This window comes from Halocynthiibacter sp. SDUM655004 (assembly GCF_026015885.1).
GTDB lineage: Bacteria > Pseudomonadota > Alphaproteobacteria > Rhodobacterales > Rhodobacteraceae > Falsihalocynthiibacter > Falsihalocynthiibacter halioticoli.
Window position 1 is genome coordinate 52,859 of record NZ_JAPDUG010000002.1, and the last position, 24,577, is coordinate 77,435.

The window sequence follows — 24,577 nt, forward strand, 5'->3', positions numbered from 1 at the left end:
TGAAAATATTAGCTGCTCTCGAAATGGATTTTTCTTGTGGCAATGAATTATGTGCGCGCCATTGTCACGATGCTATTAGGATGACTCCGCCACACGATGGTAAAGGTCATCATGTGCTTTGATGTAGCGGTCCAACGAAAACTTTGTATCAATTCTCGCCCTTGCGCGCTTGCCAAGCGCTTTGCGTTCTGGCTCTGGCAACGCGATAATCTGGTCAATCCCATCGGCAAGCGCGTCGGGATTTGATGGCGGCACCACCGCACCCGTATCACCAACCAACCACGCGCTATCCCCCACATCTGTTACGACAGCCGGCACTTCACTTGCCATTGCTTCGCCGGTTGCCAATGAAAATGCCTCGCCCCAAGCCGAGGACAAAACGAAGACATCAAGCCCCGGAACGATCTCGGGGATATCATTGCGTGCGGGAATAATCGTGAACCGATCTTGCATACCGAATGCCGCGACAGCCTGTGCTGCTTCACCGCCCTCATGCCCCTCTCCAACGAAAATCAGATGGATATCGCGACCGCGATCAATGAGCTTCTTGGCCGCCTTCACTAACGAAAGCTGGTCCTTCATCGGATGGTTTCGGTTAATATTGCCTATTAAAATACGGCTCTCCGGTATGCCTCCAAGCGAACAGAGGAACGAACGCGCTGCGGGGCGAGCGTGATATTCCTCCATATTTGTGCCGTTCGGAATCAAAACAGATTTGTCAGATGAAAAGCCAAATGCCTCGTGCTGTGTCTGGGATTGCTTTGAACAGTATGTAACGGCGCCAAGCCGTTTCGTCATAGGGGCGGAGAGCTTTATGAGCATTTGCGTACTGCGGGACTCGGCGTTTATGTCATGTAGAGAGTGATGAACCGACCAGACCATCCGCTTTGATGAACCAAGCCCGAAATTGGCCACGCTTGCCGCGAAGTTCCCATGATACATCCAACCGTGGATTACGTCGGGAGAGAAGTCCTTGATGTGACTCCGGATCTTTTTCAGTCCCTTGAGATTGAATTTGCCTTGCGGCAACTCCGCGCTTGTAACGCGTACACCAAGGTTCTCGATTTCATGCGAGAAATGTGCAGGCGGAAGGAGCGACACCACCTCGTGATTGCTGCGCGCTTCTCCCAAACCTTTCAAATACCGGAATAGCATGACTTGTGCGCCACCAAACCCGAGGCCCGTAATGCAATGCAATACTCTCAATTCAACAATCCTAAACTTACAAATCTTGCGCAACGTAACGACCGCAACGTTCCGCTACTTTATGAAACTCCTCCATTAAGTCCACGAGCTGCGTGGCACAAAATCGAAAAGAATCATCAGTTCCGTGATTCTTAGCGCCCTTGCCGTAAGCAAGAGTCCTCCCAAATCATCCAAGCCAGCCAATTTATTCAGTTTTTTGAATGAGCCGCAATTTTGAGCATCCCGCACAAGGTTTACGAGCCCGTAAAGCGCTCGCCACCGCGATTGTTTCGAAAGTCGCAACAAAACTTGAAAACTGGACTAACTACCTAATTTACGTAAAGGAAACTTCCTGAAATTAAGTATCTTTTTTTAAATAAGTTTTACTTGAAGCACTCAAGTTGATAGTAAGGAAACTGCCGATTGTGTGACGGCTTTGTTTCTTAATTAGTACTGTAGGTAGTTGGTTATTTTTACCATGCACAATTTCATTGATACTGTTCCTCGTTCAGTCAAACGCTTGATCTACCTCTCGGTAGATGCGGTGCTCTTGCCTGTCGCGCTGTTTGCTGCGTTTGCGCTCCGCTATGGTGAATTTACACCTTGGGCACAAGTTTCGGAGTCTTGGATACTCTTCCCCACTGTTCTTTGCTTTGGAATGGCCGCGAATATTTTGCTCGGTTTTTCGCGGGTCAAGCTCTCGACTTTCGGAGTTCGAGACATCGGCAAAGCCGCATTAATTGCAATTGCGATGACAGTTGTTTCGATTTGTACGTGCTATATTCTTGACCTTGCGACGCCGCGCTCTGTTCCGCTGATTTTCGGGATTCTGCTGTTCCTTGGAACAATGGGGTCTCGCCTTACCGGTCGCGCACTTCTTCAAGTGCTCTATGATCACGGCCACGAACGCCGCCCCGTTGCGATTTATGGCGCTGGCTCTGCTGGTAACCAGCTTGCTTCTGCGCTTGGCCGCTCCAAAATCAAACCCATTGTTTTTGTGGATGACAACCCCTCGCTCCATGGCGTGATCATGGGTGGTTTGCCTGTTTGCGATCCGGAAAAGCTAAAGAGCCTCATTGAAAAGGGCAAAATTGAATCTGTAATTCTGGCGACACCTTCGGCTACCGAAGAACAGAAACGTCGGATTTCACTCAAGCTTGCCGATCTCGGAGCCGAGGTGCTGTCGCTGCCCTCTTACAATGAGATCATCGCCGGTAGAGGTCTGGTCGAAAGCCTCCGTCAGGTTTCCCCTGATGAGCTTCTCGGCCGCGATAAGGTCGATCTGAACCTCCCCGGTGTCTCGGATGTCTATGCTGACAAGTCGGTGTTTGTATCGGGCGCTGGTGGATCGATTGGATCGGAACTGTGCCGTCAGGTTCTAAAGCATAATCCGCGCAAGATCGTTTTGTTCGAACATTCCGAATTTGCGCTCTACTCCATTGATCAAGAGCTTCGCCCACTCGCCGAAGCTGCTGGCGTTGAGATTGTCGCAACGCTCGGCTCTGTCTGCGACAAGCGCCGCGTTGTTCGGACAATGCAAATCCATCAAACTGATATCGTCCTGCACGCTGCGGCTTACAAACACGTGCCGCTGGTCGAAAGCAACGAGCTCGAAGGGTTGCGCAACAATGTTCTTGGTACACGTGTCTTGGCAAATGCCGCGCGCGAGCTGGAAATCGAGCGTTTTATCCTCATCTCAACCGACAAGGCCGTTCGCCCGACCAACGTAATGGGCGCATCGAAACGCCTCGCCGAGTTGATCGTACAAGACATCGACAGCCGCAGCCCCAAAACGCTTTTCTCCATGGTGCGCTTTGGTAATGTGCTTGGCTCTTCTGGCTCTGTTATCCCGCTGTTCCGCGAGCAAATCGCGCGTGGCGGCCCTGTAACGGTTACGCATGCCGAAGTGACCCGCTATTTCATGACCATCCCAGAAGCCGCGCGGCTCGTGCTGATTGCGGGAACCTTTGCGCGCGGTGGTGACGTGTTTGTTCTGGATATGGGCAAAGCGGTCGCGATCCTCGACCTCGCCAAACGCATGATCCGCCTGTCTGGTAAAACGCTGAAATGCCCACAAAATCCCGACGGTGATATCGAGATCGTCGTCACTGGCTTGCGTCCGGGCGAAAAGCTTTATGAAGAACTGCTCATTGGCGAAAACATCCTCAACACACCGCATCCTAAGATTATGCGTGCGCAGGAGGGCTGTCTTTCTGAACTCGAAGTTCAAAGCGCAATCCGCGATTTGAACCAAGCGATCGAGAGCGGCGAGACGGCACGATGCCGTTCAATCCTGAATCACTGGATCGAAGACTATCATCAACCGCAAGAAGCCAAACAATCAGGTTAACACGACCGCAGCGCAGGAATTTTGGCGTTGTCAAAATTTTCCCATAGTTCAACAATACATATGAGGAGACAGACTCACTTGGGCCTGTCTCTGATTTTCAACGCGATATTTTCTAAGACCGAAAAGCGAGACAATAAATGAAGCTAACAATGATCGGCACGGGCTATGTTGGGCTTGTGTCTGGGGTATGTTTTTCGGATTTCGGTCACGATGTTGTTTGCGTCGACAAGATGCCAGCTAAGATCGATGCGCTCAAAGCCGGTGAGGTTCCTATCTTTGAACCGGGCCTTGAAGAAATTATGGCGCGCAGCGTAGCCAATGGCCGCCTGTCCTTTACGCTCGATTTGCCGGAAGCGGTTGCTGAAGCAGATGCAGTCTTCATCGCTGTTGGCACCCCGACCCGCCGCGGGGACGGCCATGCCGACTTAACCTATGTTTTTGATGCGGCCCGAGAGATCGCGCGGTCGCTCAAGGGCTATACTGTCATCGTCACGAAATCGACTGTTCCGCTCGGCACAAACCGCAAGGTCGAAGAGATCATTCGCGAAGAAAACCCAACCGCAGAGTTTGACGTTTCATCTAACCCTGAGTTCCTGCGAGAAGGTGCTGCGATCGAGGATTTCATGCGACCTGACCGTGTGGTTGTTGGAGTTGAAAGCGAACGTGCACAAGACGTGATGGCTCGGATCTATCGCCCGCTTGCGCTTCGTGAAGCGCCGATCGTCTATACCGATCTTGAGAGCGCCGAGATGATCAAATATGCGGCCAACGCATTTCTTGCCACCAAGATCACCTTTATCAACGAGATCGCCGATCTTTGCGAAAAGGTCGGAGCCGACATCAAATCTGTGTCTAAAGGCATGGGCATGGACAACCGCATCGGCAACAAATTCCTTCACGCCGGACCTGGCTATGGCGGCTCATGCTTCCCAAAAGACACCAAGGCGCTCGCACGCATCGGCCAAGAACACGCCAGCCCGATCAAGATTGTCGAGCAGGTCATCGACATCAATGACGAGCGAAAACGCAAGATGACCGACAAGATCCTCTATCTCTGCGACGACAAAGTCGCGGGCAAGAAGATCGTCGTGCTCGGCGTTACGTTCAAACCGAACACCGACGACATGCGAGACAGCCCATCGTTGACGATCGTTCCTGCGCTTGTGGGTGCTGGGGCCAAGGTTCATGTGGTCGATCCACAAGGCCGCAAAGAGGGCGAAGAGCTTTTGCCTTCTGTTGTATGGGAAGCTGATCCATACGAGGCGGCCAAGGATGCAGACGCAATCGTTGTTCTTACGGAATGGAACGAATTCCGCGGATTGGACCTCGCGCGTTTGGCTGGCGAGATGCAGGATGCAAAAATGGCTGACTTCCGTAATATCTATGACCCGGACGAAGCAAAAACCGCTGGGTTCACCTATACTTCTATCGGGCGCTAAAAGCCCGTTCGGGAGGAAGGGTCTTGCGCGCCTTGATTGAAGGCGCGAGGCCGTTTTGACACCCAAGCATCCACCAGCCAAAAAAATAGGGCGCCTGAAAGCGCCCTTCCCCACTTCTATGATTTGGGGCTCTTTTGGAGCCGCGGCCAGCTTAGGCGTCTATTCCGTGCTGCAGTTCGTAATCTACGAGACGCAGGCAGAGCTCATCGGCCCAAGCTGATTTCATTCCGTTGAAATCGCTCATCTCGATAGACTTACAGATATCCTGATATTTCTCGATCGCGCTTTGGTAATCGTCGGGTGTTTCCACGACCGGCATCGCCGGCATGCGTGTTCTCGCTTTGAAGTAAGTTACATTGTCACGAACTTCATCGGTTTGCGGACGTTCCGCTACTGCACTCCGAAATTTGTTTAGCCCGATTACCATCTGGTTACCTCTTTGCCCTAACGAGTGGTACTTTGTCCCCAATACCTTGTCACATTAATATTACATGACATCAGATACCGTCAAATTGACTAAGCAGAATTGCGCTCACCCAATGTTGTTGCGAAGTATTAATAATTGATTAGCAAAAGAGATTTTCGCTTATCAAACCAAGACCACGCTCAACTCAAAGTAGTATTCACTCCACCATAGTTTACCCAAAAGCAGAAAATAAAGTCCTTTTTCTGCTGTTCTAAATCACTCTGAACAGAAATCTGGGCGCAAATAGGGCAAAATCGAGAAAACGGTTATGAAACCACAATTTTCTCTCAGCAGCACCGACGCCTGCACGACATTTTCTCGCGCAGAGCATTAAGGACGTAATGGCCTAAAGATGGATTTATTGAGTCGGATTGCTCTCTTCTGGCGACTGCGGCACACGGATAATCACCGTATCGCCAGGCCGAAGCAATGTCGTTTCGCTGGCAATTTCAGGTGCATCGCCCCCTCTGCCGTGAGACACCACCGATATAACAAGCGGCTCGTTCGGGTCGATCTTTGAGCTTTCTGCATCTGTTATCAAAGCACTTGTATAAAGATCCGTTTGAAGGTCGATCCCAAGCGTCATGGATGTCAGGCGTCTGCGAGCCTCGTCAAGTTGTTCGAGCAATGACGCGCGGTTTTGCTTTTTGATATCGATGATATCTCGCTGCGCTTCATTCAGAGATTGCTCCGCACGCAGCTTTTCGACGGTCAATTCCACGTCCCGAATTTGCAAATTGGTCAATGTGCGCGTGAGCGTCGTAACATCATTGGCGCGAATATTACCCTTAGCGAGCAACTCTTGCTTATTGGCCAAATCTTCTTCGGTGCGTTCGATTTCGGCACTGTTCAACGCAAGCTGTGTTTCGAGTTTCTCAATCACATTCGTGAGCAACCCAACCAACTCATCAACGGACTCGATCCTTTCGGAGAGCGCCTCCATGTTGTTTTCAAAGATGCTTTCTTCGATGTTGATTATCCCGCTATCGAGCAACTGACGGCGGATTTCATCAGGCGTTTCAAATTTCTCGGCATTGTTAATCTCTGCTTCGATGCGCGCTATTTTTAAAAGGAGTTGCTGTTGGTTTTGCACCAGCAAGCGCCGCTGCCCATAGGCTCTAAGGATGTCACGCTCCAACTCGCGCCCCGAAGACCCGGAACGTCCAACGCCACCGGCCATAGCCATCGCCTGCCGAACAGACATGCCGGGGCGAAATTCATATTGGCCCGGGCGATAGACATCGCCGGTTACGAAAATCGGGTTGTAGGAGGCAATTTCAATCGCAACCGCAGGGCGGTTCGGCAAGCCGATCGCCACTTCCAATTCGCGGGCAATGGTCTCGGAAATCACATCCAAAGGCAAACCACCAACCTCAACAGAACCAACGTAGGGATAGGATATCCGCCCATCAGGACCAACCGTGTATTCCCCGCTCAGCCCTTGCCATTCTTCGTAATTGTTATTGGTAAAATCCCAGTTCCCAACCCGAATGCGCAAAACATCCTGTACGTTGATTGGATAGGCCCCGTTGTTTTGCGCCAAAAGCGGCGCGCCCGAAGTTGCGAGCGCCAGAACAACGGCGAGACTTCGAAGGGCGGTTCGGCCAATGCGGACTAAGGACATCACTTGCAACTCTTTCTAATGGCGTTACTCTGGGAGCATATTGCTGTTTGTTTAATAAAAATAAGTCAAAACGCCATTAAGGTATACACATGAAACGCCTTGAAAAGAAACGTTTTCGAAACCTTTGGCGGGTTTTCTTGACGTTTATTGTCGCTTCTACGTCCGCTGTTTCACTGCACGCAGAACAATCCGCCTTTCCCGGCGCGATAGGTTACGGCAAGGATACAACCGGCTGGCGCGGCGGACAAATTATTGCCGTTACCAACCTTCAGGATCGGGGCAAAGGCTCACTACGTGAATGTGCAGAAGATCTGCGCATGCCGCGCATCTGTGTGTTTCAAGTTAGTGGCACAATTTCGCTGGATACACCTATTCGTTTGCGTTCGAACCTCTATGTCGCTGGTCAAACGGCTCCTGGTCAGGGCATCCAGATAAAGCTCCGCGGCGGAGACCACACGCCAATCATAATCAAGAACTCAGGTCATGTTCTGGTGCGATATCTCAAAATTCGCCCCGGCGCAGGAACGCGTGAGAGCGCGAATATTGACGCGGTTACGGTCGAGAGCAGCAGCAACGTCTATCTCGATGCTTTGTCGATGCAATTTGCCTCGGACGAAACGTTCAACATTCATACGAATGATAATCCGACACATAAGATCACCCTTGCGCGTTCGATCCTCTCTCATTCGCTGGACCGCTCAGTGCACCCAAAGGGGCGGCATTCTAAGGGCGCGCTGATTTGCTCAAATGAAGGATCACTGGAGCAGCCAACGCCCTGTGGCGCGATAACTTTGGCTGGCAATCTTTTTGCCCATAATCGCGACCGAAACCCCGATGTCAAAGGTACAGAGATCGGCCCCATCGAGATTGTGAATAACATTTTCTACAACGCGATCAGCCAGTTCGGCGAGTTTTATGACCTAATGGGCGACGTTACGATCAACTATGTGGGAAATATCGTAAAAACCGGTCCAAGCTCAAATCGACGCCAGCCGCTCCCCGCTGTAGAGGCGTTTGATTGGGATGAGCAGCGCGGCATGAAAATCTATGAGACCGATAACATAAATTATGAGCGGAAAGGGTGTGGCAACAAGGCAGGTCGCGCCATTTTGGACGAGGAAGCCGAAAAACACCGAATAGACACGCCAAGTTCACCGCTCACCTTCCCCCCTCTCCCCGCGGCCGAAGTTGAAGAAGCCGTACTTGCCAATGTCGGCGCCGCGCGGGCAGCTTGGGGCGGACCAGATAGCCTTGATCAGCGCGCCATTGATGACTTCATCGCCTGCAAAGGAAAGATTATCGATGCGCCGGAAGACGTTGACGGCTGGCCAGACCTACCAGAGGAAAAAACTGCGCTCGTCGATACAGACGAGGACGGTTTGCCCGATGATTGGGAAGCAGAGAAAGATGGCCTCGACCCGAAGACCCCGAACCAAACGTGGGAGGACCGCGACGGCGACGGGTGGTCAAACATTGAGGAGTACCTGTCGTTTCTTGCCGAAGACCGCATCTAGCTGCGCGAATTTCTCGCATTTTCACCATTTAAGCGCCCTATTTCCAACCTATCACACCCATGCAACACGAATTTCTTGACGAAGCTGGTTCATCCTCGCTTTAACCCAAGTCATAACCTGCGAAAGCGCCAATTGATGCCCCGTATTGTCGAACTTCTGATTGTTTTCACAGCGCTGCTGTTTCTGATCATCCCTATTGCCGTAACCGGCGCTGCGCTTTATTTGGCGCTCGGCTCTCCGGTTTTTTTCAGACAAACGCGCGTGGGCAAAGACCTCCGTGTATTTGATATTCTGAAATACCGCACAATGACCAATGACGTTGACGAAAACGGCAACCTGCTGCCGGACGAGATGCGCCAAACACGGTTTAGCAAATTCATTCGCCGCGTGCGGCTTGACGAACTCCCCCAAATTCTTGCGATCGCTAAAGGAGACATGGCACTCGTCGGCCCACGCCCTCTTTTGCCGCAAACGATCGAGTCCTTCGGCGAGCTGGGCAAAGAGCGCTGCAAGGTGCGCCCCGGCCTGACGGGCTGGTCACAAGTCAATGGCAACGTCAATCTAACCAACGCGCAGAAGCTCAAGCTTGACCTCTGGTATGTTTATCACAGGTCACTTCTGCTGGATTTTAAGATTATCGTCGCAACAATTGGCGTGGTAATCTTCGGAGAAAATGTAAACGACGACAGGATCAACACTGCGGAGAGCTGGCTTCGCGAAGTTGGCCTTGCCGAACAATTTGAAAATAAAGAGTTTGTTTAAGATATGAGTTTAGATATTTTTGCGTCTTCCACCGGCCCTGTTTTGGTCATTGCGCCACATCCTGACGATGAAATTCTCGGAGCTGGCGGCACAATTGCGAAGCTTTGCAAAGAAGGGCGCGAGGTTCATGTTTGTGTGGTAACTTCCGGTCGTCCGCCACTTTTTTCGCCCGAGCAAACACAGCGCGTGCGCGAGGAGACGACCGCGGCGCATAAAGGCCTCGGCGTAAAGCAAACGCACTGGCTTGGCCTACCTGCAGCGGAGTTGACAGAAGTTCCGACGCGGGAGTTGAATGGCACGCTCGGTAAACTCGTTGCGGAACTCGCCCCCTCTGCGCTTCTTATCCCACATGTGGGAGACATCCATATCGACCACCAGCTTGTTCATCTGGCTGCGATGGTCTCTGCCCGCCCGCATCAAGAAGCCTTTCCTCCTATGATACTCGCGTATGAAACGCTGTCTGAAACCAACTGGAACACGCCAGGGGCAACGGCACCATTCATTCCGAATGTCTTTGTCGATATTACCGACACGCTAGAAGACAAACTGACCGCTTTCGCCATGTTCGGAAGCCAAGACCGAGGCGCGCCGCATGAACGGTCTGTGCCAAGTCTTCGCGCGCTCGCGACGCTGCGCGGCGCAACGGTGCATCGCCACGCCGCAGAAGCTTTCATCCTGATCCGTCACGTTGGAGGCTAACATGCAGAAATGGCCTCATTTTTCCCAAGACGAAATCGACGCAGTGACCGAGGTGCTGGCCTCCGGCAAGGTTAACGCTTGGACCGGTCCTTATGTGAAGGATTTCGAAAACGCCTTTGCCGCACATTTCGGCGTGAATCACGCGATAGCCGCGATGAACGGATCGGTGACGCTCAACCTCGCGTTGCGTACACTCGGCATCCAGCCCGGTGACGAAGTGATCGTGACACCGCGCAGTTTCGTGGCTTCGGCCTCCTGCCTCCTGCTTTTTGGTGCTATACCTGTATTTGCCGACGTGGATCCCGACAGTCAAAACATCACCCCCGAAACCGTCGCGCCGCTTATAACCGACAAAACCAAGGGCATCATCCCTGTTCACCTCGCGGGCTGGCCTTGCGATATGGCTAGCTTCATGGAGCTGGCCAATGAGCACAACCTTTGGGTGATCGAGGACTGCGCGCAAGCGCACGGCGCTCGGATCGGTGATTCTCATGTGGGCAGCTTTGGCGATTTCGGCTCGTTTTCCTTCTGTCAGGACAAGATCATGACAACGGGCGGCGAAGGCGGGATGCTTGTCTGTCAGGATGAAGAACTCTGGAAATCGGCGTGGAGCTACAAAGATCACGGCAAGAATTACGATACCGTATTCAATACCAACCATCCGCCGGGATTCCGCTGGCTACACGAAAACCTCGGCACCAACTACCGGATGCCCGGCATTGCGGCGGCCATTGGTTCCGCACAATTGAAGAAGCTCGATGATTGGGTCGCGCATCGGACCAAAATTTCCATGATCCTTGCCGATGCCACACAAAACCTCGACGTCCTTCGAACACCTCTGCCGACCGAAACCATGACGCACGCGTTCTACCGCTTCTATGCATTCGTGCGCCCTGAAGCGCTGGCAACAGGTTGGTCGCGTGACAGGATCATCAAAGAAGTATCTGACAAAGGCTTCCCGATATTTTCCGGCAGCTGCTCTGAAATCTATCGCGAAAAAATGTTCCGCGACCGAGGTTTCGCACCAAAAGAGCCGCTCCCTGTGGCGCGCGAACTTGGCGAAACGAGCCTTGCGTTCCTCGTCGATCCGACTGTTACCGAAGACGCCGCCAACGCCCTCGCTGAATGCCTGACCGCCGTGTGCACCAAGGCAACCGCATGAAGAAACTGGTTTTTGTTCAAGCGGGGTTTGGCGCAGGCGGAGCCGAAAAAATCATCAACCTCATCGCCCGGCACCGACATGAGCGCGGCGACGAGGTCACTGTTCTGGCGCTCTATGGCTCACCGGAGGAAAGCTATTTCCCCTACCCGCCCGGAATTACGCTCAAGACGATGGAAGGCGATGGACAACGCGCAAAGCCAGGCATTCGCGGCGCGCTCATGCAGGCGCTCTGGGTGCGGAAACAAATCAAATCAATTGCACCCGATGCCGTTCTATCGTTCCTGACGCGCGTTAATGTTATTTCATCACTCGCAATGCAGGGTATGTCGATTCCGCTCACGGTTTCAGAGCGGAACAACCCCAACAAACAACGCAATGGAAGAGTTTGGCGCACCCTGATCAAACGTATGTTCGCCCGTGCCGACCACATCGTCTTACAAACAAAAGGATCGTTCGAACTCCTCGAGCAGGACCAATACGCAAAAGCGACAGTTATCCCAAACCCGTGTTTCATTGCGGGCCACCGGACCTCGAAGAAGCGCGACAAAAAGCATATTGTCGCCGTTGGCAGACTCACCGCGCAAAAAGGGTTTGAAGTTCTGATAAAGGCTTTCGCCAAAGTTAACGCCCAGCATCCTGATGCCAAACTCACAATCTGGGGCGAAGGCGAAGAGCGCGAGAACCTTACGAAACAAATTGAAGAACTCGGCCTTTCGGAGGTTGTTTCGCTTCCGGGAAACACAGAAGCTCCAATGGAATGGGTGAAAACCGCGCCGACTTTGGTGCTGTCCTCGCACTACGAGGGTTTTCCGAATGTACTGGCCGAGGCGATGAGCGCGGGAATGGCAGTCATTGCCACTGACTGTCCATGGGGGCCATCTGATCTGGTATCTGACAGCGTAAATGGCCTGCTCGTTCCCGTCGGAGATAGCGCCGCCCTGAGCCGTGCAATTACGCGCCTATTGGATAAACCCGAATTGCAAACCAGTTTCGGCAGAGAAGCCGCGAAAACCGCGTCTAAATTCGAGCTTGAGACGATTTTAAATCAATGGGATCAAGTTTTAGACCGCCCCTGAACATGAAACTGTCTTTAAAAGAGCCGTCATTTTCGAACCTGCAAAATCCATGCCGGTCGCGGTATGAAGCCGCCCCTTAATCGAAAGAAATTACGAATATTGAAGCCAAAATGCTGAATTTCAGGGCCATCGAAAAGAAACTCGTTGGTTAATATGACGTCGGAAGGACCATTGGCTTGCCGAACGCATTTCCTGTAGCGCTTGCTTTGAAATTGCGGCTATGAAAGCCTATAACCAACTGGAAATTGGCAACATTCCAAAAACGATTTGTTTAAGTAGCAGGGTATACACGTTCACATGAAAATCATTCTGATCGGAGCAGTTGAATCAACCAAGTTGTCCCTTGAAGCACTGGTTGACGCCGGCCTCACACCGTCACATCTCGTGACGCTTCATCCAAGGTTGGCTGCGCGGCATTCTGACTTTGTCGATCTAAATGCGCTTGCGGCATCTGCGGGCACAGAGGTGATCCATTGCAACAATATCAACGATGCTGAAACCCTTGCGGACCTAAAGGCGATCGAGCCTGATCTCTGCCTCGTTCTGGGCTGGTCACAGATCTGTCGCGAAGAGTTCCGCAGCATTCCCCGCCTCGGCTCCATCGGTTTTCACCCTGCCCCGCTACCGAAAATGCGCGGACGAGCAGTCATACCTTGGACCATTCTTGAGGATGTGAGGGAAACCGCCGCAACGCTGTTCTGGATCGACGCAGGGATGGATTCAGGCGACATAATCGGGCAAAGAATTGTGCGCTTGTCACCAGATGAAACGGCCCGAAGCCTTTATGACAAACAGACAAGCGCGCTCGCGGAAATGCTTCCCGAAGTAGTAAAATCCGCCTTGGACGGCACGCTTAAGCCCCAACCACAGGATCACAGCCAAGCAAGCTACTGCGCAAAGCGTACGCCGGAAGACGGGCGCATTGACTGGACCGATACCGCCGCGAACATCGAGCGCTTTATTCGCGCAGTTGGCGCACCCTACCCCGGCGCGTTTTGCGATTTTGGAGAAGACGACCGACTTTGGATCGACAGCGCGCGCCTTGCAGCACCGACACCTGAGTACATTGGGATCACGGGACAAATTCAGGCCAAAACCGACGGAGGGTTTCTAATCCTCTGCGGAGACCGGAAATGTATTGAGGTTCTGGAGTGGCGCAGCAAAAGCGGAAAACCACCTCGCCAGCATGAAGTCTTGGGGCGTTAGAGTTCGCTACGACTAGCCACGCTTACATGGCGCGCATCGAAGTTACCCGATAGCCGCTTCAGTTGGCTTTCGCAAAGCGAAGTTTTCCATATTTCGAAGCTTGGCGATTTGGGTCTGTAGGGATTGTCGTTGTGATTCCCATCGCAACGACCCAAGGCATTATCAGGAAACGTCCATAAACATGCGGCAGTGCCGTGAGAACGATGCAATAGGTCAAAATCGTTACCATCAGATACAGACCGCCGTTCAGGCTGCCCGTGTTGAGGATTACCGAGCTAGAGCGCGCAAAGATCACAACAAGCAATAGCAAGAACCCGAATAGAGCAACAACTCCACCTTCGGTTAAGAACAAAAGATAGGCGTTGTGAACCGGCGCATTGTGAGAGCTCAACTCGCGGAACTGATCAAATCCCATTCCGATAAAGAGGTACTCTTCCGCCAAATCAAAGGCCTCGTACGTCAGCACCAAACGCCCATCCAGCGTCCCAAATTCTCGAATATCGCCGGCAGTAAAGCCAGCAACCACACGTTTTTGGAAGATTTCAGGCAATATTTCAGTGCCAAACACCATAACAACCCCGACCATAATAGCGACCAACACAGCTAGAACGAGGAAGTTGCGCGGGGCGTCCTTGCCGAGAACCATCATGCCCAGAAAAGCAAACATGTAGCTCCCCATACCCGTGTTGGAGCCCGTTAACATCACGGTGTAAAAGATGATCGCAAGGATGCTCCAAGCCAACCATTTCGGAAACCATCCGACACGCGTCAAAACGACCACAAGCGGCACCGTCATTGCAAGCAAGGCCCCAAGTTCATTGGTCCGTTCAACAAGCCCGCGAAGCCGCCCATTCACGGCAACAAAGCGTTCGCTCACTTCGATTTCGAAAACGATGAGAGATATACCGTGAAGGCAAATAACGACGATCGCCGCAAGAAATGACAGCCCGACAATCCAGGCCTCGCGGTGGTTCCTTCGCAACAAAACGATAGGGAAAATCACAAAAGAAAAGACATACTGCCCCACGCCGATCAGCCCGCTTGTACTGTCACCATTGATGACCGAGCTGAACAGCAGCGCACCGCAAAACATCGCAAGTGCAATGTAATATAACTCGGACAATGATCCGAACAGTCTCCGCGGGATGCCGTGGTTTGCGAGCATCACAACCAAGCAAAGAAGAGCGCAAAAATCAGCGAGCGTAAAATAAATTCCCGGAACGCGCGCCGCGTTTATAGGCGCGAAAAAAGCTGCACAAGCCGCCAGAAACAGCTCGATCTTGTCTAGTCTCGAAGATCGGTTCTGCTGCACAAATTGCCTTTCCTCTGAGAACTGTGATACCAAAACGCGAATTTAGATTAAAAACTTAACTTTTGGCCAACTTTTGAACAATATTTTAATGTTTGTTTCAAATTAAACATGGATTCAATAGGCTTCTAAATAATAAAACCAGTTTGTTAAGTGAATTGATCCAAAAGCTTGTACTCGTAATTATTGACTGGACGTACCTTGAAACATTCATTCGGAAAGAAAGTGCCCAACAAAAGGTCGGACGCTAACGGTGATGACTCATTTTCTTCGCCGTACTTTCTACAGAACGATGACCAGAGTTCCGGGATTGGCCTTTCGAATATTGTCGCGGCGCTCTACCGAAACCTGAAATACATTCTATTTCTGAGCTTTGTAGGCGCTGTTCTCGGCTATGTTTTCGTCGAAGAGCGTGGGCCGTCCTATGTGGCCGATGCTGTTGTTGTTTTGCAGCCCGACAACTCCGCACTGGATATTCTAGACATCTCCGATGGGCTAAGCACCAACCGCTCCACCGTCGAGACCCAACTTGATGTGTTTCGCTCCACCGAATTGCTTGGCGAGGTTGTGGATCGGACGCTTACGAAATATTCCGCCGCCCTTGCCGATGGGAGCGCCGGAGTACCGCCTATTCCCGACGTACCGCGCGGTGAGCAGGTTAAGTGGTTGGCCAATGCCATGAGCGTTGGCCGCAAAGGCGAGAGCCTCGCGTTGCGCATTGAAGTTCGCGCGCCCGATCCCGTACTTGCCGCGGATTTGGCAAATGAAATTGGCCAGACATATATCGACCGCCGCATTGACCAGAAAACCAGCGAAATCTCGATGGCTACCGATATTCTGCGGAAACGGACGACAGAGACAGGTCAGCAACTGGCCGAAAACGAGAAAGAGCTTGCTGAACTTGTTCATAGCAAGCGGCTGAATGATACGGAGCTTGAGCGCAAATTGCGCGCGCGCGTAGCCCAGCTAACGGCGCAGCGTGATAATTTCAATGTCCGCACCGACGCAGACCAGACCCGTCTCGACCAGATAAACACCGAAATCGATACCCTCGAAAATCAGTTGATCGAGCGCACCATTGCAACGATCCAGCAAGAAGAACTGACACGGGAAATCGACAGCAATCGCCAGCATCACGACCAGTTGTTCGAGCAGTTGCTTCGTGTAGAAGCGGAAAACATCATCATGAGCCCCGGTGCCATTATGGTATCCGCCGCCCATCCGCCAACGTCGCCGACGGGCCTTAGCCCCAAAACTGCTGCGGCTCTTGGCTTTGTATCCACCAGTTTTTTCTCGATTTTGATAACCGTCTTCCTCGCGGCCTTTGACCGCCGCATCCGTACCACCGAACAGGTCGAGTCCATTCTTCAGGCCCCTTGTTTCGGAACTGTCCCCCTTCAGAAAGAAGGTGATGCAATCACGCTTTACCAATCGCTGAAATCGGCCAAGGAAAAAGGGAAGCAGAAGGTCAAAGACATAAAAGCCAAGGCCCGCGCTCTGCGTCGTGGTGAGAAATCCGAAGTCGACAAGGCGATGGACAAGCACTTCCTCCTAAGCCAAATGCAACACGGTCACCGTTCAATATTTGCAACGGCAATCCGCAAAATCTATTTCAACCTCCACACGCAGCTTCCGCGGAACAAGACCTCTACGCTTGGCATAACCTCGTGTTTGCCAAACGAAGGTAAATCAACTGTCTCAACATGCTTGGCCTTCGCCGCTACGGTGAAAAAACAGCGCATTGCGATTGTCGATTTCGATATGTGGCACCACGGTGTGGAATCCCTCACCGGAACTGACAAACAACCAAGCAAACCACGCGAGAGCTTTGATATTCGGGGCCCAATCGAAGACGCGTCGGCGATTGAACCCGCCTCGCTTGAAGATTGGTTCACAAAGGGCGCGACGCTTGATGAAATCCGCATTAGCGCCTCTCAATTCGAGAACGTGGATATCTACCCATGGGTGGTGCGTCATGACGAAGGGTTTGTTGATATTGACGAGGCCAAGGTGAAGAACCTGTTCCGCCGCCTGCGCGCGGAATATGACTTGATCCTTGTTGATACTGCGCCTTTCCTTCTGGTCAGCGAGACCACTGTAATCACGAGTGAGCTCGACGGGTTTATCGTTATTGTGGCGTGGGAAAAGGTCACAGACCGCGTTCTGCTCGACCTTAAGCGGGCGATGGATTTGGCCAAGGTCAAAGTCATTGGCTCGATCCTTAATGGTATCGACCCAACCAAGCAAAAGCTCTATGGCTTGGGTGAATATATGCAGTATTACAAAGGGCCGGACGGCTATACCTGATCCCATTGCCCCCCTCTTCAGACAAGGCTGATCCCTTTGGAATTTTCGATCCGTAAATTTATCCATTCCCGCTCGGGCAGCTTTGAGGGGGTTCTAAAGCACATTGGAATCCTGATTTCGGCCAACGCGATTGTTGCACTGCTCGGGCTTTGTACGCTTGTGGTTATGACACGCTCGCTCGGAGTTGTTGGCCTTGGCCTTCTCGCCTTGATCGAAGCCTATCCCCGTGCCGTTGACCTGATCTTCCGTTTTGAGCCGCTGCAAGCAGTGATCCGCTATGGCACCAAGGCTTTAGAGAGGAACGACGAAACAGCCCTTCTCAGGCTAATCAAATGGGGAACCCTGCTTGATTTTTGTGGCGCAGCGTTTGCAGCTGTTATCGCCCTTTCGACCCTCTCAATCGCAAATCACTGGATCGACCTCCCGCAAGATCAACTTGTGTTGGCCTATATCTTCGCTGCAACGCTTTTTGGTTATGCTTCGACAACAAGTGTTGCGGTGCTACGGCTATTCTCGCGCTTTGATCTCTATGCCAAGGTTCTCGTAATAACCGCCTTCGCCCGCTTTCTCTTGGCTGTCGTGCTTTGGCTCCTTGACGCCCCGTTTATTGCGTTTTTCTGGCTGGTCGTCGTCGATGCACTTTTGCAGCACATCTTGCCCTTGATCATCGGATGGTCTCTCATCAAAAAACGGATCAATATTCCCGTACACAGCGTGAGCATGAGCGGAGTTCTAGCTGAAAACCCCGGTATTCTGCGATATATCTTCAACGCAAATGCCAATGTGCTGTCCCGAAATTCGACGAAGCAGCTAGATATCATCATATTGGGTGGTCTGGTTAGCCCGCGAGATATCGGCCTTTACCAGATAGCAAAACGCGTTGCGCTGTCGGCGCTGCGGGTCTCAAAGCCAATACAAACTGTGATTTTCCCTAAATTGGCACAGTTATGGGAGCAAGGCGAACGCACCCGCCTTCAGCGGCTTGTGTTCCGCTTTCACACGCTGCTCTTGTGTCTTGGTGCACCCGTCGTTCTTGTATTCTTTTTCTGGGGCGAGAAAATCATTCCAACGATATTTGGTGCAGAATTCTCCGACGCAACACCGCTCCTGACAATCCAACTCGCCGCATCAACCGTATTCATGGCATCGTCCGTCTTTAACTCAGCCCTCCTGGGCATCGATCAAGACAGGCAGCTACTCATGGTCACACTTACATCCTCACTGGTGTTCCTCGGTGGGCTGTTTCTCTTTGTTCCGACCTTCGGAATAATTGCTGCAAGCTGGCTTACCTTGGTCATGAACGTGATCTGGTCCGCGGGGTGCTACTTCTTCTTCATAAAAAGAATGCGAGATAGCACACGCGCCTCATAGCTCTGAAGTGTTGTTGTTGTAGGTAAAGCGCCCTGCATTGCCTTTGTCGCGTTATCATGCGTCGGTAAAAGAATTTCGACCTGAAAGCGTTTTCCTCGGTTCTACCCCAACAACGTTGGAGGATTGTCCGGATCCTCAAGGCCCATCTCTGTCAGCAAAATTCGGTTCACCTTGTGAACGTCAAAGGTTCTCTCTGCATGCGCACGTCCCGAAGCACCCATTTGAATTGCTAGATCCGGAGCGCTGATAAATTTCTCCATTGCATCTGCTAAAGCTGCATCATCTCCCGTCGGAACGATAAAACCGTCTTCTTGATCGGTGATGCTATGCGCACACCCAGGCATATCCGACGTAATCACAGCCCGCCCAGAGGACATTGCCTCCAATATCGACCGCGGAATTCCCTCGCGATACATCGAAGGCAGCACCATCACGGAACAATCCGCAAGATATGGCTTCACATCCTTCGTTGCACCAAGGTAGTTGATCGTCCCTTCCCTGATCCAACCGTCTAGCTGTTCTTGAGTGATCCCGTCAGGGTTGGGGTCCATCGGGCCAAGCAGGTTCGCTTCAAATTCCAGCCCCTTCGCCTTGAGCCGCGCCGCAGCAGCAACGAATACACGCACGCCTTTACTCTTAAGCAAACGCGCAATCATCAAAAACTTGATCGGCGCGACAGATGGCACCGTATCCTTGTAGAGCGCCACATCAACGCCCGATCCGGGCACCTCCTGCACTGGCGTAGAGGGCGGAACCAATCGGAAATCTCGCAAATCCTCGGTTTCTTTTGGATTGTAGGTGAAGGCGCGTATCATTCCCTTGGATGACAAACGATAGAGGTAAATCGCGATCTGGCGCACCAGCCATTGCTTGCCGCGCGGCTGTTCGTTCAAGAACGCATAGCCCAACCCGGTAAACAGCCCGAACCGGCGTGGAACACCCGCCATGCGTGCCGCCAGGTTCGCGTACACGATGGGCTTCGCGGTATATGGAACAATAACATCTGGCTTGAACGCTTTGAAAATACTCCGCAATTCGTGAATCGTCTGCAAGTCCCTCACAGGGTTCAGCCCTGCGCGATCCATCGCAAAACGCTTCGTCTGAATTCCATATGCCGCGAGTGTCTCTATTGTCTCGGGCTCAAATTCCGGCGCGAGAGCGAGCACTTCGTGGCCGTTGGCCACCATGCGCTTCAAAAGCTCAAGCCGGAAATTAACCAGCGATGTCCCCAAACTCGCAATTACTGCGATTTTCCGACCTGAATAATCTTGTTTCATAAATTCTTTCGTCTGGCATCTCTGCCAACTGGTTACTGCGCGAATACATCAAAACTATGACCAGCCCCCAATACGGCCCGACCAACTTGATCTGTATTAGCAAAACCACGATGCACGCAAAAGATTTTTATGACAAAGCCTTAGCTTGATTTGTCGCCCGAGTTCGCACAATCTGCCCAAGCAATCGGCGGCATTTTAAGCTCCGGTTCATATTTGTAACGTTATTGTTTTTGCCCGCGTTTCGCGACCAGCCAGGATTATTGTATGCCCGTGGGACCGCCAATTTCCGACCCTAGCAAGATCAACGTTTTGTTTCCCTATGTGGGAGGCGACGATTTTGGGGGCAGCCATATTTCCTCATTGAAACTTGTGGAGATGCTCAATGACAGCGGCACATTCAACGCTATTGTCGGTCTACATCGCCCAACGGGGAAGTTCCCCGATTTTCTCGCAGATCAAGGTGTACCGTTCACCGAATTGCCTTTTCCCGATCTGATTGAACCACAAGCAAAAACCAGTAAATCAAATCCTCGAAATGTTGCGGATTTCACATTAAAATCCGCACCTAAGATGCTAAAATACATAAATAATAATTCAATCGATATCGTTCACACCAATGACGGCCGGATGCACCTGAATTGGTGTATTCCGACCAAACTGTCGCGCGCCGAGTTTGTTTGGCATCATCGTGGCGATCCAACAGCGAAAGCCACCAACCTCCTTGCCCCGCTCTTTGCCAACGAGATCATCACGGTCTCGCAATTTGCCAAGCCAAGCCGTCCAATCCGCAACATCGATCACAAATGGAGCGTGGTACACTCGCCCTTTTCCATTCCCGAAACCGTGGATCGCGACGCCGCAAAAGCCGCTCTATTAAGCGAACTCGGCCTTCCCGCTGGCACGCGTATTTTGGGCTATTTCGGCGAGCTAATCGAACGCAAGCGCCCCGTTTACTTTGCTGAAATCGTTGCAGAATACGTCAAGGCCTATCCTGATGATCCGGTGGTTGGCATCGTTGCCGGCGCCGTACCAACGGGCGCACGCAAGCTAGATCAAGAAATGCGAACGCGGGCCGAAGAATTGGGGATCTCCGACAAGATCATCGAACTTGGCTTCCGCAGCCCTATTGAGCCCATCATGGCTGCGACCGACATCCTCATTGTCTCGGCCTTAAACGAACCCTTTGGGCGAACGCTTTGCGAGTCCATGCATCTCGGCACTGCCGTTGTGGCAACTGATCATGGTGGAAATCCCGAGGCAATTACGCACGGCGAAACCGGTTATCTTGTTGATCCATTCAAGCCCGAAGCTTTTGTAGAGCCGATCCGCAAGCTTCTGACGAACAACGCGAAGTTCACGCGCATTACCGAAGCCGCTCGCGAACGGGCGCTTCGCGAATATACGATGGAAACGCACTTGAATGGCGTCCTCGCCGCCTACAACCGATTACCGAAGGCAGGTAAGAAACTACAGCCGTAAGTGGTTTCATTCGAAACAACTGCTTCGGTCAATGGGTCTGTTAGGCGCCTCGTCGGACTTCGATCTCTATACAGGCTCGCATTTCTGCGATGCTCTTCTCCTTTAGCAAATTCTGCGCCCCAACTTTGACTGTCATAGATAATTTACAAAAACTTCACTTGAGTATCATACTATTTCCTATATTCATGAAATATGGAAATAGATATTGCACAACAGCTCACAACGCTTGGTCATCCGCAACGCCTCTCGATCTTTAGGCTTCTCATGCGGCGGTATCCTGATCAGGTTCCGGCAGGAGAGATCGGTGACGCGCTCGGGCTAAAGCCAAGCACGCTCTCAACCTATCTTGCCAGTCTTCAGGCCTGCGGGCTTGTGAACCAGCGTCGCGCAGGAACTTCGCTGCGCTATACGGTTGCGATTGATCGGGCACGCGCGATGATCGATTTTCTTGCGTTAGATTGTTGCCGCGGGCGGCCGGATATTTGCATAAATTTCGGCAGTGAACATACTGAACAAAAAAAGAAATTTAACGTTCTGTTTCTCTGCACCCGCAATTCCGCTCGCTCGATCTTTGCCGAGTCAATTCTAACAAAACTCGCCTCTGACAGGTTCAACGTCTATTCAGCCGGCACGCAACCGAGCGGCGATCTCCCAAGTGAAACCATCCAAACCCTTGTTCACAACGGCCATAGCGTTGCAAACCATCGTTCAAAATCCCTCGCCGAGTTTCCGGACAATGATGCACCCGTGATGGATTTCGTTTTTACCGTCTGTGACAAAGCCGCAAACGAAGAGTGTCCGGTTTGGGAAGGGCAACCCATCAGCGCCCATTGGGGCATTCCTGATCCGGTTCATACAGACGGCACGGACGCAGAGAAAACACTTGCGTTTCAAACAGCTTACAACCGAATTCTCAACCGCCTCCGAGCCTTCACACAACTCCCGCTCGCCTCGTTTGATCGCATCTCGCTTCAGAATGCGGTCGATCGGATTGCAGATATTTCAACGGACAAAGACGAATGACAACATACGCCCTAAATGGCCTTGGCCGCATCGGAAAACTTGCGCTTCAGGCGCTCATCGAACGGGGCATCACGCCCCTTTGGATCAACGACGCGGTTGGTGATGCCGAGATGCACGCGCACTTGCTTGAGTTTGATACGGTGCATGGCCGCTGGGATGCGAATATTGGTGCGCGCGAAGGCGCCATAGCGATCAACGGCACTGAAATTCCGTTACACAACACCAAAGAGCTTGCTGATCTGCCGCTTGATGGGGTTGATGTCGTTCTGGATTGCACGGGCGTCTTTAAAACCGAGGCCAAGCTCGCCCCGTATTTTGCTGCGGGCGTGAAGAAGGTCGTTGTCTCTGCGCCGGTCAAAGATGGACCAACGGCCAATATCGTCTTTGGTGTGAATAACGATGTCTATGATCCACAGCAGCACAACATCATCACAGCCGCAAGCTGCACTACGAATTGTATCGCGCCGGTGGTCAAGGTTCTGCATGAGTCAATCGGTATCAATCACGGTTCCATCACAACCATCCACGATGTGACCAACACGCAAACCATTGTTGACCGCCCAGCCAAGGACCTGCGCCGCGCACGCTCCGCGCTTAACTCGCTCATCCCGACCACAACCGGCAGCGCCACTGCAATCACGCTGATCTACCCAGACCTCAAAGGGAAGCTCAACGGCCACGCCGTGCGGGTTCCGTTGCTCAACGCATCCCTCACCGATTGTGTGTTTGAGCTCAAACGAAAAACCACAGCCGAGGAAGTGAACACCCTATTTGAAGAGGCCGCACATGGTCCGCTCGAAGGGATCTTGGGATATGAGACCCGCCCGCTTGTGTCTGCTGATTTCACCAATGACCGTCGGTCCGGTATCGTGGATGCGCCCTCGACGATGGTGATTAATGGCACACAGGTTAAGGTCTACGTCTGGTACGACAATGAAATGGGCTATGCGCATCGCTTCGTGGATGTGGCCGAGATGGTTGGTAAATCGCTATGAGCACGCCGAATGGAGCCAAGGCCTATGTCGCTGTAACCGCCTCTTACTGGGCTTTTATGCTGACGGATGGCGCCCTGCGGATGCTGGTATTATTGCATTTCCATACGCTCGGCTTCTCGCCGATCCAGCTCGCGTGGCTCTTTGTTCTCTATGAAATCGCTGGGATCGTCACCAACCTTTCGGCGGGCTGGATTGCGGCACGCTTCGGGTTGACGTCAACGCTCTATGCCGGGCTTTCATTTCAGATCATCGCGTTAATCGCTCTCGCGCAGCTTGACCCAAGTTGGAGCGCGGGGTTCTCCGTTGCCTATGTGGTTGCGGTGCAAGGGCTATCGGGGGTCGCCAAAGACCTATCCAAGATGTCGTCGAAATCGGCGGTCAAACTCCTTGCACCAGAAGCAGATGGCGGCTTGTTCCGCTGGGTGGCTTACCTCACGGGGTCAAAGAACGCGGTGAAGGGTCTTGGGTTCCTGCTCGGCGCGAGCCTCTTAGGGCTGATCGGCTTTACGGCCTCTGTCTGGTTTATGGCGGCGGTTCTTGGCGTGATCCTCGTGGCGGTTCTGCTCTTTATGCCTTCGGGGCTCCCCAGAGGGCGCAAGAGCGCGAAGTTCTCCGAGGTCTTTTCGCGTAACCCGAATGTTAACTGGCTTTCCGGCGCGCGGCTTTTTCTATTCGGCGCGCGGGATGTCTGGTTTGTGGTGGGTATACCGATCTATTTTTACGCTGTGCTTTCAGACGGAACCGAAGACGGCAATCGCGCGACATTCTTCCTGATTGGCAGCTTTATGGCTCTTTGGATCATCCTTTACGGTGGCGTTCAGGCCTTTGCCCCCAAATTGCTCCGCGCCAGAACCCGCCCTCCCGAAGAGCTTGTTCCAGAAGCGCGCGTTTGGGCCACGCGGCTCTTTTTCGTGCCCTTGGTTCTTGCGATTGCCGCCTATCTATCGCCAACACCTGCACCGTGGCTCACCACGCTTTTGGTCATTGGGCTCTTGGTTTTTGGCGCAATATTTGCAGTGAATTCTTCGTTGCATTCATACTTGATCCTTGCCTTTACAAAATCAGACCGCGTGAGCCTTGATATCGGGTTTTACTACATGGCGAACGCAGCAGGACGGCTGACAGGAACAATTCTGTCGGGGCTATCTTATCAATTCGGCGGGCTTGCACTTTGCCTAGGAACTGCAGCGGCAATGGTTGGGCTAAGTGCGATAATGGCAGGTCGACTCCGGCCCGACCCAAGTGAGAATGGAATAGAAGAATTTACATAGCCGGATCGCCCCCCTAGGCTGTGGCCAAACGGGTATTTCCCCGACGCCAATTAAAACAGCAG

Annotated in this window: 19 protein-coding genes; 14 read left to right on the forward strand and 5 right to left on the reverse strand. The window is 52.3% G+C overall.

Annotated features, from left to right (window positions below):
- Positions 1-75: 75 nt before the first annotated feature.
- Entirely contained in the window at positions 76-1,206 is a 1,131-nt protein-coding gene (locus N9C89_RS07970) for a glycosyltransferase (protein ID WP_263953355.1), read from the reverse strand.
- 457 nt (positions 1,207-1,663) lie between these two features.
- Here N9C89_RS07970 and N9C89_RS07975 point away from each other — a divergent pair, with 457 nt between their 5' ends.
- Both N9C89_RS07975 and N9C89_RS07980 read left to right on the forward strand, forming a co-directional pair.
- Positions 1,664-3,535, forward strand: a complete 1,872-nt coding sequence (locus N9C89_RS07975; protein ID WP_263953356.1) for a polysaccharide biosynthesis protein — start codon at positions 1,664-1,666, stop codon at positions 3,533-3,535.
- A gap of 137 nt (positions 3,536-3,672) precedes the next feature.
- Positions 3,673-4,974, forward strand: a complete 1,302-nt coding sequence (locus N9C89_RS07980; RefSeq protein WP_263953357.1) for a UDP-glucose dehydrogenase family protein — start codon at positions 3,673-3,675, stop codon at positions 4,972-4,974.
- 151 nt (positions 4,975-5,125) lie between these two features.
- On the opposite strand, the gene N9C89_RS07985 is transcribed toward N9C89_RS07980, so the two are convergent.
- Both N9C89_RS07985 and N9C89_RS07990 read right to left on the reverse strand, forming a co-directional pair.
- Positions 5,126-5,401, reverse strand: coding sequence for a hypothetical protein (locus N9C89_RS07985; protein ID WP_263953358.1), 276 nt, complete (start codon positions 5,399-5,401; stop codon positions 5,126-5,128).
- Positions 5,402-5,798: 397 nt separating this feature from the next.
- Positions 5,799-7,064 (reverse strand): polysaccharide biosynthesis/export family protein, encoded by a 1,266-nt coding sequence (locus tag N9C89_RS07990; RefSeq protein ID WP_263953359.1) that lies wholly within the window; start codon positions 7,062-7,064, stop codon positions 5,799-5,801.
- 89 nt (positions 7,065-7,153) lie between these two features.
- On the opposite strand from N9C89_RS07990, the gene N9C89_RS07995 reads away from it, so the two are divergent.
- From N9C89_RS07995 to N9C89_RS08020, 6 genes are all read left to right on the forward strand, one after another.
- The gene (locus N9C89_RS07995) at positions 7,154-8,578 is read left to right on the forward strand and encodes a polysaccharide lyase family 1 protein (RefSeq protein WP_263953360.1); all 1,425 of its coding nucleotides are present in this window, start codon (positions 7,154-7,156) and stop codon (positions 8,576-8,578) included.
- Between the two features lie 135 nt (positions 8,579-8,713).
- A complete protein-coding gene (locus tag N9C89_RS08000; RefSeq protein WP_263953361.1) occupies positions 8,714-9,340 on the forward strand; it encodes a sugar transferase in 627 nt (208 codons plus the stop codon).
- A 3-nt stretch (positions 9,341-9,343) separates the two neighbouring features.
- Entirely contained in the window at positions 9,344-10,039 is a 696-nt protein-coding gene (locus tag N9C89_RS08005; RefSeq protein WP_263953362.1) for a PIG-L deacetylase family protein, read from the forward strand.
- Position 10,040: 1 nt separating this feature from the next.
- Positions 10,041-11,201 carry a DegT/DnrJ/EryC1/StrS family aminotransferase gene (locus tag N9C89_RS08010; protein ID WP_263953363.1) on the forward strand — a complete coding sequence of 387 codons (1,161 nt, stop codon included), beginning with the start codon at positions 10,041-10,043 and terminating at the stop codon, positions 11,199-11,201.
- Positions 11,198-12,277, forward strand: a complete 1,080-nt coding sequence (locus N9C89_RS08015) for a glycosyltransferase family 4 protein (protein ID WP_263953364.1) — start codon at positions 11,198-11,200, stop codon at positions 12,275-12,277. The genes N9C89_RS08010 and N9C89_RS08015 overlap by 4 nt, the downstream gene beginning before the upstream one ends.
- 297 nt (positions 12,278-12,574) lie before the next feature.
- On the forward strand, positions 12,575-13,483 hold the full coding sequence (locus N9C89_RS08020) for a methionyl-tRNA formyltransferase (RefSeq protein ID WP_263953365.1): 909 nt from the start codon (positions 12,575-12,577) through the stop codon (positions 13,481-13,483).
- Between the two features lie 58 nt (positions 13,484-13,541).
- On the opposite strand, the gene N9C89_RS08025 is transcribed toward N9C89_RS08020, so the two are convergent.
- Positions 13,542-14,606, reverse strand: a complete 1,065-nt coding sequence (locus N9C89_RS08025; RefSeq protein WP_263953366.1) for an O-antigen ligase family protein — start codon at positions 14,604-14,606, stop codon at positions 13,542-13,544.
- Positions 14,607-15,017: 411 nt separating this feature from the next.
- Between N9C89_RS08025 and N9C89_RS08030 the strand changes: the two genes are divergently transcribed.
- Positions 15,018-17,099 carry a polysaccharide biosynthesis tyrosine autokinase gene (locus N9C89_RS08030; protein WP_263953367.1) on the forward strand — a complete coding sequence of 694 codons (2,082 nt, stop codon included), beginning with the start codon at positions 15,018-15,020 and terminating at the stop codon, positions 17,097-17,099.
- Between the two features lie 36 nt (positions 17,100-17,135).
- Positions 17,136-18,470, forward strand: coding sequence for a lipopolysaccharide biosynthesis protein (locus N9C89_RS08035; protein ID WP_263953368.1), 1,335 nt, complete (start codon positions 17,136-17,138; stop codon positions 18,468-18,470).
- 101 nt (positions 18,471-18,571) lie between these two features.
- Here the strand turns inward: N9C89_RS08035 and N9C89_RS08040 are convergent, their stop codons facing one another.
- A complete protein-coding gene (locus tag N9C89_RS08040) occupies positions 18,572-19,747 on the reverse strand; it encodes a glycosyltransferase family 4 protein (protein WP_263953369.1) in 1,176 nt (391 codons plus the stop codon).
- A gap of 264 nt (positions 19,748-20,011) precedes the next feature.
- Between N9C89_RS08040 and N9C89_RS08045 the strand changes: the two genes are divergently transcribed.
- The 4 genes from N9C89_RS08045 to arsJ all read left to right on the forward strand — a co-directional run bounded on the left by N9C89_RS08045 (position 20,012) and on the right by arsJ (position 24,515).
- A complete protein-coding gene (locus N9C89_RS08045) occupies positions 20,012-21,226 on the forward strand; it encodes a glycosyltransferase family 4 protein (RefSeq protein WP_263953370.1) in 1,215 nt (404 codons plus the stop codon).
- A gap of 192 nt (positions 21,227-21,418) precedes the next feature.
- Entirely contained in the window at positions 21,419-22,249 is an 831-nt protein-coding gene (locus N9C89_RS08050) for a helix-turn-helix domain-containing protein (RefSeq protein ID WP_263953371.1), read from the forward strand.
- Positions 22,246-23,244, forward strand: a complete 999-nt coding sequence (locus N9C89_RS08055; RefSeq protein WP_263953372.1) for an ArsJ-associated glyceraldehyde-3-phosphate dehydrogenase — start codon at positions 22,246-22,248, stop codon at positions 23,242-23,244. The genes N9C89_RS08050 and N9C89_RS08055 overlap by 4 nt, the downstream gene beginning before the upstream one ends.
- Entirely contained in the window at positions 23,241-24,515 is a 1,275-nt protein-coding gene (gene arsJ, locus N9C89_RS08060) for an organoarsenical effux MFS transporter ArsJ (RefSeq protein WP_263953373.1), read from the forward strand. Before N9C89_RS08055 ends, arsJ begins: the two co-directional genes overlap by 4 nt.
- Positions 24,516-24,577: the final 62 nt, after the last annotated feature.

What these genes read in the sequence shown, in the direction of transcription:
- N9C89_RS08040 (WP_263953369.1), bottom strand. Translation starts at nt 19,747, where the DNA reads ATGAAACAAGATTATTCAGGTCGGAAAATCGCAGTAATTGCGAGTTTG.
- N9C89_RS08005 (WP_263953362.1), top strand. Translation starts at nt 9,344, where the DNA reads ATGAGTTTAGATATTTTTGCGTCTTCCACCGGCCCTGTTTTGGTCATT.
- arsJ (WP_263953373.1), top strand. Translation starts at nt 23,241, where the DNA reads ATGAGCACGCCGAATGGAGCCAAGGCCTATGTCGCTGTAACCGCCTCT.
- N9C89_RS08050 (WP_263953371.1), top strand. Translation starts at nt 21,419, where the DNA reads ATGGAAATAGATATTGCACAACAGCTCACAACGCTTGGTCATCCGCAA.
- N9C89_RS07990 (WP_263953359.1), bottom strand. Translation starts at nt 7,064, where the DNA reads ATGTCCTTAGTCCGCATTGGCCGAACCGCCCTTCGAAGTCTCGCCGTT.
- N9C89_RS08015 (WP_263953364.1), top strand. Translation starts at nt 11,198, where the DNA reads ATGAAGAAACTGGTTTTTGTTCAAGCGGGGTTTGGCGCAGGCGGAGCC.
- N9C89_RS08045 (WP_263953370.1), top strand. Translation starts at nt 20,012, where the DNA reads ATGCCCGTGGGACCGCCAATTTCCGACCCTAGCAAGATCAACGTTTTG.
- N9C89_RS07995 (WP_263953360.1), top strand. Translation starts at nt 7,154, where the DNA reads ATGAAACGCCTTGAAAAGAAACGTTTTCGAAACCTTTGGCGGGTTTTC.
- N9C89_RS08010 (WP_263953363.1), top strand. Translation starts at nt 10,041, where the DNA reads ATGCAGAAATGGCCTCATTTTTCCCAAGACGAAATCGACGCAGTGACC.
- N9C89_RS07985 (WP_263953358.1), bottom strand. Translation starts at nt 5,401, where the DNA reads ATGGTAATCGGGCTAAACAAATTTCGGAGTGCAGTAGCGGAACGTCCG.
- N9C89_RS08020 (WP_263953365.1), top strand. Translation starts at nt 12,575, where the DNA reads ATGAAAATCATTCTGATCGGAGCAGTTGAATCAACCAAGTTGTCCCTT.
- N9C89_RS08000 (WP_263953361.1), top strand. Translation starts at nt 8,714, where the DNA reads ATGCCCCGTATTGTCGAACTTCTGATTGTTTTCACAGCGCTGCTGTTT.
- N9C89_RS08055 (WP_263953372.1), top strand. Translation starts at nt 22,246, where the DNA reads ATGACAACATACGCCCTAAATGGCCTTGGCCGCATCGGAAAACTTGCG.
- N9C89_RS07975 (WP_263953356.1), top strand. Translation starts at nt 1,664, where the DNA reads ATGCACAATTTCATTGATACTGTTCCTCGTTCAGTCAAACGCTTGATC.
- N9C89_RS07980 (WP_263953357.1), top strand. Translation starts at nt 3,673, where the DNA reads ATGAAGCTAACAATGATCGGCACGGGCTATGTTGGGCTTGTGTCTGGG.